This window comes from Roseovarius sp. THAF27, from assembly GCF_009363655.1.
GTDB lineage: Bacteria > Pseudomonadota > Alphaproteobacteria > Rhodobacterales > Rhodobacteraceae > Roseovarius.
In genome coordinates this window covers 3441792-3454838 of the sequence record NZ_CP045393.1, presented here as the reverse complement: position 1 = coordinate 3454838, position 13047 = coordinate 3441792, and the positions used below count along the sequence as shown (strand labels likewise).

Here is a 13047-nt window from a genome sequence, read left to right as displayed (position 1 = left end):
GTAGTACTATGACTGTAAAGACTGCAACGGCCACACAGACCGCATCGGCCTCCGCGCTGGTGTCGGTGTTCGCGATCGCCGCGCTGGGTCTTGGCGTGATCTTCGTGGCAGGCCACGTTCAGGCCGGGACGCTTCACGACGCGGCGCATGACGTGCGTCACGCCACCGGCTTCCCCTGCCACTGAACCGGTGTTTACGCGTCTGCTGACCAGCGCCTTGTTCGCTGGCGCTGCCGCAGGGTTGATTATCGCCCTGTTGCAGCTTTTTTTCGTGCAGCCGGTCCTGCTTCACGCAGAGCTTTATGAAGGCGGCGAGCTGGTGCATTTCGGGACCGACTCGACTGTTACGGCCACGCCGGAGCTGCCTGGCTTCGATGCCGTGCGTGACGGGCTGAGCATCATCTTCACGATGCTGATCTATTCCGGTTACGCGATGATTCTGGTGGCGCTGATGTCGCTGGCCGAGACCCGTGGTGCGGCGATAAACGCGCGTACGGGCCTGATCTGGGGGGTTGCCGGGTTTGTCGCGGTGCACCTTGCGCCGGGCTTTACCCTCGCGCCGGAAGTTCCGGGCGTGGCTGCTGCCGATGTCTACGAGCGCCAAGTTTGGTGGTTCGCAACCGTGCTGACGGCGGCCATTGCCATGTGGCTGATCGCGTTCAGCCGCAACTGGGCCGGGTGGGGCGCCGCCGTGGTGCTGTTGCTGGCGCCGCATGTCATCGGTGCGCCGGAACCCGAGGTCTTTACCGGACCTGTGCCGACAGAAATCGGCGCCTTGTTCGCATCGCGCGCGCTTGGGATCGGATTGGCGGCCTGGGTCATGCTAGGAGCCTTTGCGGGTTTCTTCTGGTCGCGCGAAAGCGAAGCGGCCGGCCAGGCTCAGACCGCCTGATACCGGCAGATCACATTCCGGGCGCGTGCCTTGCGCGCCCGCCTTCTTGTTAAGGCTGAATTTGGACCCGATCATGGACCGTTCCATTCCAATGCTTCTTATCGGCCTTGTTTTCGGCGGGGGCATCGGGTTTGCGGTCGCCGCGGCGAACGGTGTCACTTTTGACGGGCATGATCATGGCGACCCAGCCCATCATGGCGGTCACGAGCAACACGCCGGGGCAGGCATGCACGATCACGGCGACATGTTGTCGGTTCCGGCAGGCGCCGATGCGCCGACGCTAAAGATCGAGGTGACGCCCGATCCGTCCGCCGGATGGAACCTGCACATCATGACCGAGAACTTCCGGTTCTCGCCGGAGAATGCCAGCCGTGACCATGTCCCGGGCGAGGGACATGCCCATGTCTATGCCAACGGCGTCAAGCTGGCGCGGGTCTATGGCCCCTGGATGCATCTGGATACCCTGCCCGAAGGCGAGGTAGAACTGGAAGTGGCATTGAACAGCAACGATCACCGGCCGCTGGCCGTAGACGATACGCCGGTTGCGCGGACCGTCACGCTTAGCAACTGAGCGCCGGGACACGCCCCACCAGACAGAACCTAAGCCTGCCGCAGGGCTGCGCGTCCTCGATCCAGCCGTCTGGGGTGGCAAGGTAGGCGTGCAAGGTTGCGACGATATCTTCTGCATCCGCCGCCGGATCTACCCCGTTGAAGAAGTATGTGGCCCGGCCCGGGCCCTGCATGGCCATGGAAACCGGACTGGCACAACCATTCATGCACCCGCGTTCGACGACCATCACCGTTTTCGCCAGACCAGAACCCGTCAGTTTTGCATGCAGATCCAAGAGGTCTGATGGACCGCAGTTCTGACAGAAATGAACAGTGGCGGAGGGCGGCATTCGGTTTCTCGTTTGGTGTCTGCCCCAAGAGACATACAGATCTCTGCCAACCCGTCAATTAGGGCGGGATGGTCCGGCGTGGACCTGACCGCTCAGTGCCCAGGATTTTCCGGATCGGCGTCCGCATCGCCGCGGTCGAACGCAACCGCCCAGGCGTTCAGCAGAGGGCTGTCGCCGTGCTGGCGCCGCCACTGTCGGATCGCGTTGCGAAGACCGGCCCGGGCCACGCGGGTGTCGGGTTCGACCCAGGTTTCGGGGTCACGTGCCTCGCGGAGCGCGGTCCACACGCGCTGTTTCTGGTCGACGTAGTCCTGGGGGCCCCAATCGGACAGCAGCGCCTGGAACGCCGCGAATGCCGTCTCGTCAAAGTCCTGGTCCTCGCCGAGGCGTCCCATGACGGGACTGTTCGGGTGAAAGCCACAGCAGGGCACCCAGCCGTCGGGAATGGGCGTGTTGGCGGAATGGGTCCGATTGGCACGCAACAGCTTGGGCAGCACATGGGTGTGTGGCCCCTCGGGCGAGGTGCCGCCGGTGTCCGGTCCGCCGATCATCTGGTAGACTTCGACCCGGCCAAGGCGGGTCAGGGCGACGCGATGCGGATGCGCCTTCAGGATCGCACCCATTGCCGGGTTGTCCTGTTCGAAAAGCGAGCGCCCGGCGTTCGCGCGGAGAGTTTCCAGCAACGCCGGGTCGGCGGTGCGGATGCAGAAATCGACCTGCGGCTGGGCGAGGCCCATGTCGAAGATGACCGCCTCTCGGTCTTCATCGCGGATCGAATGCGCGTCGGGGCCGAGTTCGGTCAAAACATCCCGCCGGTTCATCGAAGCGGCGTCTTCGGGCAGGCAGAGCGAGACCGCCTGCGTCCAGCGGTGGGATCGGGGACTGAGCGTCTCGTAGGCAACTGGCCGGACGCCATCCAGTGTGTCGATACGGATGCCGCCGCGCGTTGTGACCTGCTGCAATGCTGATGCTTCGGTCGCCGGGGGATCGCCCGCCACTTGGTGAAATTCTGCAATCGCGCCGAAAGAGCCCATGTTCCATCCCGCATTCGGGTCGTTCAGCCCGTCCTTCAGTACGGCTTCAAGATGTTGCATCGAACATTTCTCCTCTTGTGGCCAACCATTGGCGTGCGCCGTCCAGAACGGCGGAATAGACGGCGCGGCCCGCGGCTTCGCCGATTTCGGTGTGAAGGCCGGCATAGCGTGTCTGCCCCGGCAGCGCCGCGACGGCAATGCAATCGGTTCCGGTCCCGGTGGCGCGACCGGGCGCGAGTGGCATGTCCACGTCCATCACAGCAGCCGTGCGCGCCTGAACCGCGATGCTCATGGCCTCGATGAGCGCGACGTCGGTAAGGCGGCGGTTGAGGCGGAGTGCTATGTTGATGGTGCCCCAGTGTTCGTCTTCGAGAGCGGTCCTGTGACCGACGCGCTCGGCGTTGCTGAGACCCACGGTTGCGACGGCCTGCGCCTCTGTCGCGCCAACGGTGGCGACGGCGTGGGTGAAGCTGCCAACATCGCGGGAGGTCAGGACGGCCACGGCATCCTCGGAATTTCGCACCGCAAGCTCGGCTTGCAGCCAATCATGGGCGTCAAGGTCCTGTGTCAGGTCCGCGTCGCGCACTTCGCGCCAGACAATGCGGCGGGCGTGGACAAGACCGGGCCTGTGGACGGCCCAGCTAAGCACCTGCATCTCTTGTCCGAGATCGAATTCCAGCCAGGGGCGGTGGAGGGAGACGCCGTTCATTGCAGCACCTCGAGCGGCTGGAAAACGAAGCCCTTGTCGGTGTCCTGAAACCATGCCGTCACGCCGAAAATCTCGGCGAGGCGTCGGTCGGTCAGTACATCGGCGGGCTTGCCGTCCGCAACAAGCCCCTTGTTGCCCAGCATGATCAGACGGGTGCAGTGGCGGGCGGCAAGCCCGAGGTCATGCAACGACACTAGGGAGGATTTGCCGGTCCGTGCAAGCGCCGCGAAGGTCTGCATGGTGGAGATCTGGTGGGCGGGATCCAGCCCGGCGATCGGTTCGTCCGCGACAAGCAGCGGAGTTTCCTGTGCCAACGCCCGGGCGATCAGCACGCGGGCCTGTTCGCCGCCCGAAAGCTGCGTGGCATCGCGGTGGCGAAACTCGGTCAGCTCCATCCAGTCGAGTGCATCGTCGACGGCCTTGCGGTCGTGGTCAGCCGGGTTCTGGATAGAGTTGAGGTAAGGGGTGCGACCCAGCATTACTACGGTTTCCACGGTTACCGGCCAGGCGATCTCGCGTGCCTGGGGCATCCAGGCGGCTTGCCTGGCGCGCGCGTTTTCCGACAGGGTGGCGAGGTTGCTGGAGCCGGTGAAGGGCAGCAGGCCGAGCGCGGCCCGCATCAGTGTCGTCTTGCCCGCGCCGTTGGGGCCGATCAGGCCGACGAACTCGCCTGTCCCGATCTCGAAACTGACGTCGCGCAGCACATCGCGATTGCGCAACGCGACCGTGAGGTCCTTGACGGACAGAAGGCTCATATCCGTTCCTTTCGCAGCTTCAGGATGAGATGCAGGAACAAGGGCGCGCCGACAAGGGCGGTCAGCACGCCGAGCTTGAGGTCGCGAGCGGGCAGGATGACCCGCACGGCAATGTCGGCGGCCAGAACCATGGCCGCGCCGCCAAGCGCAGAGGCCCAGAGCAGACGGGAGGGATGCGCCCCGACCAGGGGGCGCAAAAGGTGCGGGACCACGAGGCCGACAAAGCCGATCGCGCCTGCGACCGCCGTGCCCGCGCCGACGACGCAGGCGGTGCCGAGCACCAGCAGCAGGCGCAGGCGGACAAGGCGGATGCCCATGGCCGCCGCCGCATCCTCGCCCAGGGTCATCGCGTCGAGGCCACGCCCGAGGCCGGCCAGCAGGGCAAAGCCCACGGCCATGAAGGGCATGGCGAGCCAGACATGCGTCATCGAGCGGTCGGTGAGCGAGCCCATCATCCAGAAGACGATTTCATTGGCGGCGAAAGGATTGGGCGAGAGGTTCAGCACCAGAGAGGTCAGCGCTCCGGCCAGGGCCGAGACCGCAATGCCGGCAAGGATCAGGGTCAGGGAGGTGCCGCGAGGGCCGGCCAGCGACATGACCAGGACCACGCCCAGCAAGGCGCCCGTGAGCGCGGCCAAAGGCAGACCGAGCGCGAACGCACCCGCCAGTCCGGTATGGATCGCCAGGACCGCCCCAAGCGCGGCAGAGCCGGAGACACCGATCAGGCCGGGTTCGGCCAGCGGGTTGCGCAGGTAGCCCTGCATCGCCGCCCCGGCCAGCCCGAGGCTGCCGCCGATGAGCACGGCAAGGATAGCGCGCGGCAGGCGCACCTCGCGCATCACCAGCGTCAGGGGGCCGCCATCGCCCAGAAAGAGCGCAGACAGGCTTTGCCTGGTGCCGATGCCGGCGGGACCGATCAGAAGTGACGCGGCGAATAGCGCGACGACAACCAGCAGGAGCGACAAAAAAAGCGCCCTCATTGCCGGTCTCCGAAGAGGGCGTCGCGATCGGCGGCAAGCTCCTCGATGGCACGCAGCACGAAGGGCGTGCCGCAGACCCAGTCGCGGTCGGTGATGCTGGCCCGTTCGCCCGTCCGGCGCAGCGTTTCGATGACCGGATGGCTCATGATCGCCTCGGCGCGGGATTCGCCGGGATAGGGCTGCGAAGTGATCACCAGATCGGGGTTCGTGACGGCCAGCACCTCGAGCGGGACCTTCATGCCCGATCCGTACCCGGCCTCTGCCGCGGCGTTGGCGAAACCCGCCGTGGTCAGGATCTGGCCCGCCAGTGTCTGTTCCCCCGAGGTGTAGCCGTTGGCGTAGTAAAGTACGGCACGGGGCCGCTGCGCCACGTCGGCGCGCAGGTTGGCCAGACGCGTGTCGAAGTCCGACGCCATGGCCTGGGCCGTATCCTCGCGGTGCAGTACCTCGCCCATCTGCAGGATGCGGTCGCGCACGTCTTCCAGCGAGGAGGCGGGATCGAACACCACGACCGGGATATCCAGCCGGCGCAGCATCGCCACGGTGGCGCGGGTCGAGTAGGCACCTGCGATCACGAGATCGGGCTGCATGAGGAATATTTCCTCGGCCAGACCGTGATTGATGACGTGCTCTTTTGCCTGCTCTGCCATGGCCGAGGAGCGGGGGTCCGCCGCGATATAGGTCACCGAATGCAGCTGACCGGGGGCGGCCAGCATCATCGCCAACTGGTCGGTGCAAAGGTTCATGGAAACGACGCGGTGCGGCGCCTCGGCCGCAACGGGGCTGGCGCCGCACAGCAAAGCTGCGAGGGCCGGTCCGGCAAGGGCCGTGGAGAGACGCCGCACCGTCATCTCAGAAAGTGGCTGTCAGGCCGAAGAACGCCGTGCGGCCGGGGGTCTCGTAGCCGAGAACCTCCTGGTACTTTTCATCCGTCAGGTTCTCGATACGGCCATAGATTTCGACGCTATCTGTCAGCTGGTGCCGCAGTCCGACGTTGACAAGCGTATAGTCCGGCAGGGTCACGGGCACCGATATGAAGCTGGGCGGGAAGAACAGATCGACATTGTTCGCCACGTGCTGCACGTCCATGGTGAACCGCGTGCGGTCATCGGGGAAGTCGTAGCCAAGCTGCAACAGCACCTCGTGTTCCGGGCGGCGTACCTCGGTGCTGCCGTTGGGGTTCTCGGCATCCAGCCACGTGTAATTCAGCCCAAGGTCCAGCCGCGCGTTCACCTGCCAGGTCGCACCGATTTCCACGCCTCTGCGGTCGCTTTTTCCGGCCTGGTTGAAGGGTGTCAGGCTGCCGGTGCCAGGATCGACGGTGGACGAGATCTCGTTGGTCAGCTCGTCATCGAAATAGGTGACGTCAATCAGGCCGCGCCCGCCTAGGAATTGTTGTTCCACACCGAAATCCCAGCCTTCGCTCTGCTCGGGTTCCAGGTTCGGGTTGCCAATGAAGTTGTTGGAAAAACCGAATTGTTCGAACATGGTCGGGTTCTGGACGCCTGTGCCGTAAGAGGCGTGAAGTCGCGTGGTCTGACTGGGCAGCATGTACGACACACCGACAGCGTAGGTCGTAAAATCCTCGAACTCGTCGTTGAAATCATGCCGGACGCTGGCCTGCACATCAAGACTGTCGGTCAGGTTGCCCTGGTATTCCGCCACGAGGGCGGTCTGCTCGCGCGTCTGTTTGATCAGCTGGCTGGGTGCGAAGACGAAGGCGGGGTTGTTGTTGACGAACGTCTCCCGCTCCCACTCGGCGCCGAGGGTCAGGATGTGGCGGGCGGTATCGACCGCGCCGCCATCCAGCGCGACGCTGCCCTTGTAGCTGATTTTCTGGCGTGTCTCTGTGGTGTCGCCCGACTGTGCGCCGGTGCCGTTGAAACGATCGGTCTGGATGTCTGCAAAAGACAGATCCAGGCGGTTTCTGAAACGACCGCCGAACGTGTCGAGCTGGGCGTAGATGGAGCCGAAGGTCTCGGCCGTATCGGACCCGGAAAAGTCATCAACGAGGATCTGTCCGGCAGGTGTAAGCGCGGTGTAGATCTGGCCGTCGGAGTCCGAGTCGCTTTTCACGTGCCGTAGCGTGCCGCCGAAGGTCAGGTTTTCGGTCGCGTAATAATGGACGTTGAGGTTGTAGGTCTCGTTGAGATCACCGTCATCCTCGCCATTCAGGCCCGACACGTCATAGCCGCCGGTCTCCCGGCGCGTCGCGGAAAAGCTCAGAGCAAGTTTTTCGGTGCGCTGCCGCAAGGCCAGGCTGACTTGCGTCGTCTCGTCGGTGCCGATCTCGAACCCGGCTTGCCCGCTGAAGCCCGGCTCGGTCGCGCGCTTGGTGGTGATCGAGATCACACCGCCGATGGCGTTCGAGCCGTAAAGTGAGGTTTGCGGCCCGCGCAGGACCTCGATGCGCTCGATGTCGGCGCTGAGAAGACCGCTGAAATCGTACTCGCCCTGGCTGGGCGAGGCCACTTCCACGCCGTCGATGATGACCAGCGTGTGGTTGCCTTCGTGGCCGCGCATCCGGACCTGGGTCAGGCCGCCGGCGGGGCCGGTCCGCGAGACGGAAACACCGGGCAGCGAGCGGATGATGTCGACCGCATATCGTGACCCGCGATCCTCGATATCCTCTTCGGTCAGGACAGTACCGGCACGGCCGTAGGCGCTGCCTTCAATCGGGGTCAGACCGCCGGACACGAAGATCGTTCCGAGGTCATATGGCGTGTCCTGCGCAATGGCGGGCTGGGTGAAAAGGGCGGTGGATGCCGCAAGCGCGGCTTTGAATGAGCGTGACATGGCGTGTCCCTCCGGATCTCGCGTGACGCGATGGCTTTTGTTTGTGCCTTTGGAGGGGTGACTCCGCAGACGGTGATATCGTCACCGCTACGGAAAGTCCGTTGTCGAAACGCGCCCCGCGTTCGGACAGGGTGATCACCTCGGCAGGTCTCCTGACTTGCGGGTCAATGCTTGGCCGGGTCTTCCCATCATGCGCCGCATGACAGTGACATGGTCCGGCTTCGCTCTCCGCCTACAGTTGCGGGGGCAGTTGCGGATTGGACGCCAGACGCGTCGCACCGCATTCCCTATTATCCCGCCGGAAAACCGCCGGGAACCGAAGTGAGTCGATGGTTAATGGATGAAATGGTCTGAGAAAAGATAAAAATCGAAGGCTGGAAGGTTTCATCCGCAGCCGGGTGGTACACTGAAGCCCGGGCCCATTCACGTTTCACATGGCAAAGCCGTCGATCCCGAGCTTCTCATTCGGGTGGCGGACCGCTCAGCCTGATCGAAGAACCGGCACGGTCGTTTCCGCGTCGTCCGACACCGCCATGCTATGGACCATTGTCCGAAACCAAATGGCTCAGATCTAGAGAGGCTCCGGTCATGCCCACTGTGGTAACGTCGTGATCGGCGAAATCGGAATGTTCGTCGCGGGTGCTGGTGCCCCCCTGTCTCACCGTGGAGGCGGCCATACGGGCGGGTTCGTAGGAAACACCCTGACGGATTTGATTGAGCCGCGGTCTTGTCCATGACGCTTGGTCTAGATTAGGAAGGATTGAATGTGGACTTGCCCTGGAAAAGTGGAGAGCACCAACTGAGGAACCAGGAGGTGTTCTATGGGAAACGGAAACAGACCGACGCCGGAGTTCCGGCGTGAAGCGGTGCGGCTGGCGCTGACCAGCGGCCGGACGCGACGGGAGATCGCGGAAGATCTGGGGATCGGGCTTTCGACACTGACGCGATGGCTCAGTCGCGAGCGGGACGCTGGTGGGCCGGTCGAGGCATCGGTCGATCTGCACGCGGAGCTGAAGCGGTTGCGACGCGAGAACGCGGTTCTGAAGCAGGAGCGCGACATCTTAAAAAAGGCCGCAACCTTCTTCGCGAAAGACGCAAGTCGATGAGCTTCGCTTTCATAGAGGCGGAGAAGGCCAGCTTCCCGATCCGGCGAATGTGTCATGTTCTCGGTGTCAGCCAGAGCGGGTTCTTCGCTTGGCGGGACCGCCCTGCCTGTCATCGCCAGCAGCAGGACATGATCCATCTTGCCCACATTCGAACGGCCTTTGAGCTGTCGAACGGGACCTACGGCAGTCCCCGCATGCACCGCGACCTCGTCGATGAGGGGCTCAAGATAGGGCGGCACCGCACGGCACGACTGATGCACGAGAACCAGTTGATCGCGCGGCAAAAGCGGCGCTTTAAACGGACGACGGACAGTGAACATGCCTGGCCTGTGGCGCCCAACCTCGTGGCACAAGATTTCGCGGCGGACTGTCCGGACAGGAAGTGGGGGGCGGACATCTCCTACATCTGGACGGCAGAGGGCTGGCTTTACCTTGCCATTGTCTTGGACCTCTTCTCGCGCCGCGTCGTCGGTTGGGCCACGAGTGATCGTCTGAAGCGTGACCTCGCCATCGCAGCCCTGCGCCATGCTCTGGCCGCTCGCAACCCTGAGCCAGGACTGGTTCACCATTCCGACCGCGGATCGCAATACTGCTCGGTGGACTATCAGGCGCGGCTCCGCAAACGTGGCATCTTGATCTCGATGAGCGGGCGCGGGAACTGCTATGACAACTCAATGGTGGAAACGTTCTTCAAAACCATCAAGTCGGAGCTGATCTGGCCGGTCGCCTGGAAATCCCGCCAACAGGCCGAAAACGCCATCGCCAGATACATCGACGGGTTCTACAATCCCGTCAGACGCCATTCATCGCTCGGCTTCCAAAGCCCGATAGCATTCGAGCGAAAGGCCCGCGAAGTGAGCTAAACGCTCTCCACCAAAACCGGGCAAGTCCACGCGCGCATACAGTTCTTCCGCAAGTTCGAAGCTTCAGAGCTAAAGATGAGCCCTTATCAAATTGGTCTTGTTTACCGCGTTATAGGCAGGGACGGAAAATTGGTTTCAGTAGTTCCAATTGGGCGTGGGAAATCAGAAATCGTCGATGCAAAAGAACAGACATTGGACGCAAGTCAGTTGATCCCTTTTGATGAAGCTCGTTTCTTTTGACACGCTTGCTCTGCATACGTTGGTCAGTTTAAGAGAAGCCGCCATTTGAAGTGAGTTCTTCAACGGCAGCTTTGTCCCGCTGAGCGGCCATCTGTGCAAAGCGCAGTGAACGACTGCTTCTTGAACTTTTTCATCGTCCGCTGTTGCGGTCATCATCGATGGGTCCTTTCGGGCCCCTCTCTGCACGCGGGTAATTCGCACCCCATGCCGTAGCTGTTTGTGATTTTTGGCAAGGGTTGAGATTTGGGTTGGTGTTGTTGTTCGAATAACGTCATTTGATGGCTGATAAGCTTATTACCATCAGCACTGCAAATGTTGTTCAAGCATCCGTTTCCCTTTGAGCTCGAAAAGGACACGAAACTGTCCACGAGTGATGCATTCGTGCATAACTATTAGATTTTAATAACTAAAATTTTCTTGCAAAATGTGAACCCCTGCTGAACGATGGTTGCAGGCTCAAATGTGAGTCTAAAAAATTCATGAGCAATGAGGCTCTCCGATCGTGACGAAGACGTCGCGGTGGAGGGCCTTTTTTTGTTGCCGATTCAACGGCCGCTCGTAACCAACAGAGGAGACAACCTAATGAAACGTCGCGACTTTCTTGGAGGAGTAGGTGCTCTCGGTGCAGCTGGTGCCCTTTCGGCGCCCGCGCTTCTGACGACCGCTGGGCGTGCCATCGCGCAGGGTGGCGATATTCCCGTCGGTTTGCTGTTTTCACTGACCGGCGCCGTGGCCGTGGTGGAAAGCACTCTGCACGATGCTGCGCTGATGGCGATTGAAGAGATCAACGCCGCCGGCGGGGTGCACGGCCGGCAGTTGCGGCCAATAATTGAAGACCCGGCATCCGACCCAGCGACTTATGCAGACCGCGCTCGGCGCCTGATGATCCGCGACAAATGCGTCAGCGTTTTCGGCTCTTACACCTCGGCGAGCCGGCAGGCGGTGTTGCCGGTGACCGAGCAGCGCAAGAACCTTTACTGGTACCCTACGCTTTACGAAGGCCGCGAGTGCTCGAGAAACGTCATGTATGGCGGCGCCGTGCCGAACCAGCAGCAGGATGACTTGATCGCCTGGGCGATCGAGAATTACGGCCCGCGCTTCTACATGATCGGCAACAACTACGTCTATCCGAAGGAAGAGAACAACTACTGCAAGACCCTGTTGGCCGAACTGGGCGGCGAGGTCGTGAACGAGGAATACGTCCCGCTTGGGCATTCCGACTTCAGCTCGGTCATCAACCGCATCCGGTCCGAGAAACCCGACGTGATCTTCGCCACCGTCGTGGGCGATTCCGACGTGGCCTTCGCCCGACAGTATCACGCGGCCGAACTCGACCCCGCGCAGATGCCGGTGATCAGCCTCACCCGGTCCGAGGTAGAGGTGAAAGCCATCGGCGGCGAAGCGGCGGCCGGGCACTTCTCCTCCGCGCCCTACTTCATGGGCCACGACACGCCCGAGAACGAGGCCTTTGTCGAAGCCTACAAATCCCGCTATGGCGCGGACCAGGTCACGCATTTCGTGTCCGAGGCGGCCTACTTCCAAGTCTACCAGTTCAAGGCGGCGCTGGAGAAGCTAGACCCGGGCAACATCACGCCCGAGACGATCCGCGACGCGGCCGTGGGCCTCACGCTCAACGCGCCGCAAGGCGAGGTGCTGATCGACGAGAACCTGCACACCCACCTTTGGCCCAAGATCGGCCAGTGGCAGAGCAACGGCCAAGCCGAGGTGATCGTGGAATCGCAGGAGCGAATCGCGCCCAAACCCTACGCCGCCTACGAGGGCCAGAGTTGCACCGGCGAAGGTCTCGTCAAGGCCTGACGGTCATCCACTCATAACTGAAACCAACGTCCGGCCCCGACACAAGGGGGTCGGACCCACGGGGAAGGACCGTTTACATGGACGTGCTAGCGAACCAACTCTTTGCCGGACTGAGCATGGCGTCGATCCTGCTCATGATCGCGCTTGGATTGGCCATCATCTACGGCGCGATGGGGGTCATCAACCTCGCGCACGGCGAATTCGTGATGCTGGGCGCCTACGCGACCTGGGCGTTGCAGACCTTCGCGGGCATCGGCATCCTCCCGGCGCTGCCGCTCGTCTTCATTGCGGTCGGCCTCGTCGGCTGGGTGATCGAGAAGGCGGTGGTGCAGAAGCTCTACCACCGGCCGCTGGACACGATCCTCGCGACATGGGGCATCGGCATCATCCTGCAACAATGCGTGCGGCTTGGGATCGGGGCGGAATCGCGCTTCGTCAAGGGGCCGGACATCCTGTCGGGCAATACCGAGATCGGCCCGCTCATCATGTCGAACTACCGGCTCTTCGTGATCGCGCTGTCGATGGTCATGCTCTACGGGACGTGGCTGCTGATGACCCGGACTGAGTTCGGCATGAAGCTGCGCGCCGTCATCCAGAACCGCGGCATCTCCGAATGCTACGGGATCGAGGCCAAGCGCATCTATTCCATCACCTTCGCTTATGGCGCGGGGCTCGCCGGAATTGCCGGAGCGCTCATCACGCCGCTCTTCAGCACCATCCCGACGATGGGCACGGGCCTCGTGGTCGACGCGTTCCTCGTGGTGATCGTCGGTGGGCTCGGCAGCCTGATCGGGGCCGCATCCGCAGCCGTGCTCATCGGGGAGGCGACCGCCATCTTCTCGATCCTGATGAACGACACATTGGGCCGGATCGCCGTTCTCGCTGGGATCATCGTGCTGATCCGCTTCCGCCCGCGGGGACTCTTCCCCACCGACACCCGCCGCTGAGGAACCTTT

14 protein-coding genes and 1 riboswitch are annotated in these 13047 nt (G+C 62.7%); of the genes, 7 read left to right on the top strand and 7 right to left on the bottom strand.

What is annotated here, in order from left to right; all coding sequences use genetic code 11:
- Nucleotides 1–8 precede the first annotated feature (8 nt).
- From FIU89_RS17135 to FIU89_RS17125, 3 genes are all read left to right on the top strand, one after another.
- A complete protein-coding gene (locus FIU89_RS17135; RefSeq protein ID WP_152493708.1) occupies nt 9–185 on the top strand; it encodes a CbtB domain-containing protein in 177 nt (58 codons plus the stop codon).
- Between the two features lie 4 nt (nt 186–189).
- Nucleotides 190–891, top strand: coding sequence for a CbtA family protein (locus FIU89_RS17130; RefSeq protein WP_152494572.1), 702 nt, complete (start codon nt 190–192; stop codon nt 889–891).
- 73 nt (nt 892–964) lie between these two features.
- A complete protein-coding gene (locus FIU89_RS17125; protein ID WP_152493707.1) occupies nt 965–1462 on the top strand; it encodes a hypothetical protein in 498 nt (165 codons plus the stop codon).
- On the opposite strand, the gene FIU89_RS17120 is transcribed toward FIU89_RS17125, so the two are convergent.
- From FIU89_RS17120 to FIU89_RS17090, 7 genes are all read right to left on the bottom strand, one after another.
- Nucleotides 1452–1688: a DUF1636 family protein gene (locus FIU89_RS17120; protein WP_254701887.1), complete on the bottom strand. Its 237-nt coding sequence runs from the start codon at nt 1686–1688 to the stop codon at nt 1452–1454. The two genes, FIU89_RS17125 and FIU89_RS17120, sit on opposite strands and share 11 nt — an antisense overlap.
- A 194-nt stretch (nt 1689–1882) precedes the next feature.
- Nucleotides 1883–2884, bottom strand: a complete 1002-nt coding sequence (locus tag FIU89_RS17115; protein WP_152493705.1) for a hypothetical protein — start codon at nt 2882–2884, stop codon at nt 1883–1885.
- Nucleotides 2871–3533, bottom strand: coding sequence for an adenosylcobinamide amidohydrolase (locus FIU89_RS17110; RefSeq protein ID WP_152493704.1), 663 nt, complete (start codon nt 3531–3533; stop codon nt 2871–2873). Before FIU89_RS17110 ends, FIU89_RS17115 begins: the two co-directional genes overlap by 14 nt.
- Entirely contained in the window at nt 3530–4288 is a 759-nt protein-coding gene (locus FIU89_RS17105) for an ABC transporter ATP-binding protein (protein WP_152493703.1), read from the bottom strand. Before FIU89_RS17105 ends, FIU89_RS17110 begins: the two co-directional genes overlap by 4 nt.
- Nucleotides 4285–5268: an iron ABC transporter permease gene (locus FIU89_RS17100; RefSeq protein ID WP_152493702.1), complete on the bottom strand. Its 984-nt coding sequence runs from the start codon at nt 5266–5268 to the stop codon at nt 4285–4287. The genes FIU89_RS17105 and FIU89_RS17100 overlap by 4 nt, the downstream gene beginning before the upstream one ends.
- Nucleotides 5265–6119, bottom strand: a complete 855-nt coding sequence (locus FIU89_RS17095) for an ABC transporter substrate-binding protein (RefSeq protein WP_152493701.1) — start codon at nt 6117–6119, stop codon at nt 5265–5267. Before FIU89_RS17095 ends, FIU89_RS17100 begins: the two co-directional genes overlap by 4 nt.
- Before the next feature lies 1 nt (nt 6120).
- Nucleotides 6121–8064 carry a TonB-dependent siderophore receptor gene (locus FIU89_RS17090; RefSeq protein ID WP_152493700.1) on the bottom strand — a complete coding sequence of 648 codons (1944 nt, stop codon included), beginning with the start codon at nt 8062–8064 and terminating at the stop codon, nt 6121–6123.
- A 124-nt stretch (nt 8065–8188) separates the two neighbouring features.
- A riboswitch (cobalamin riboswitch) is annotated at nt 8189–8400 on the bottom strand.
- Between the two features lie 485 nt (nt 8401–8885).
- Here FIU89_RS17090 and FIU89_RS17085 point away from each other — a divergent pair.
- From FIU89_RS17085 to urtB, 4 genes are all read left to right on the top strand, one after another.
- Nucleotides 8886–10033, top strand: a protein-coding gene (locus FIU89_RS17085; protein WP_152493699.1) for an IS3 family transposase whose coding sequence is annotated in 2 segments (ribosomal slippage) — nt 8886–9159 and nt 9159–10033 — 1149 coding nt in all. Because the reading frame shifts where the segments join, the coding sequence is not laid out codon by codon here.
- Between the two features lie 75 nt (nt 10034–10108).
- The gene (locus FIU89_RS22350; RefSeq protein WP_172978151.1) at nt 10109–10273 is read left to right on the top strand and encodes a hypothetical protein; all 165 of its coding nucleotides are present in this window, start codon (nt 10109–10111) and stop codon (nt 10271–10273) included.
- A 582-nt stretch (nt 10274–10855) separates the two neighbouring features.
- Nucleotides 10856–12091, top strand: coding sequence for a transporter substrate-binding domain-containing protein (locus FIU89_RS17080; protein WP_152493698.1), 1236 nt, complete (start codon nt 10856–10858; stop codon nt 12089–12091).
- A 77-nt stretch (nt 12092–12168) separates the two neighbouring features.
- A complete protein-coding gene (gene urtB / locus FIU89_RS17075; RefSeq protein WP_152493697.1) occupies nt 12169–13038 on the top strand; it encodes an urea ABC transporter permease subunit UrtB in 870 nt (289 codons plus the stop codon).
- Nucleotides 13039–13047 lie beyond the last annotated feature (9 nt).

Bases quoted from the DNA above. Each gene is read 5' to 3' on its own strand.
- FIU89_RS17100 (WP_152493702.1), bottom strand. From the start codon at position 5,268: ATGAGGGCGCTTTTTTTGTCGCTCCTGCTGGTTGTCGTCGCGCTATTC.
- FIU89_RS22350 (WP_172978151.1), top strand. From the start codon at position 10,109: ATGAGCCCTTATCAAATTGGTCTTGTTTACCGCGTTATAGGCAGGGAC.
- FIU89_RS17120 (WP_254701887.1), bottom strand. From the start codon at position 1,688: ATGGTCGTCGAACGCGGGTGCATGAATGGTTGTGCCAGTCCGGTTTCC.
- FIU89_RS17125 (WP_152493707.1), top strand. From the start codon at position 965: ATGGACCGTTCCATTCCAATGCTTCTTATCGGCCTTGTTTTCGGCGGG.
- FIU89_RS17105 (WP_152493703.1), bottom strand. From the start codon at position 4,288: ATGAGCCTTCTGTCCGTCAAGGACCTCACGGTCGCGTTGCGCAATCGC.
- urtB (WP_152493697.1), top strand. From the start codon at position 12,169: ATGGACGTGCTAGCGAACCAACTCTTTGCCGGACTGAGCATGGCGTCG.
- FIU89_RS17095 (WP_152493701.1), bottom strand. From the start codon at position 6,119: ATGACGGTGCGGCGTCTCTCCACGGCCCTTGCCGGACCGGCCCTCGCA.
- FIU89_RS17080 (WP_152493698.1), top strand. From the start codon at position 10,856: ATGAAACGTCGCGACTTTCTTGGAGGAGTAGGTGCTCTCGGTGCAGCT.
- FIU89_RS17115 (WP_152493705.1), bottom strand. From the start codon at position 2,884: ATGCAACATCTTGAAGCCGTACTGAAGGACGGGCTGAACGACCCGAAT.
- FIU89_RS17110 (WP_152493704.1), bottom strand. From the start codon at position 3,533: ATGAACGGCGTCTCCCTCCACCGCCCCTGGCTGGAATTCGATCTCGGA.
- FIU89_RS17090 (WP_152493700.1), bottom strand. From the start codon at position 8,064: ATGTCACGCTCATTCAAAGCCGCGCTTGCGGCATCCACCGCCCTTTTC.
- FIU89_RS17135 (WP_152493708.1), top strand. From the start codon at position 9: ATGACTGTAAAGACTGCAACGGCCACACAGACCGCATCGGCCTCCGCG.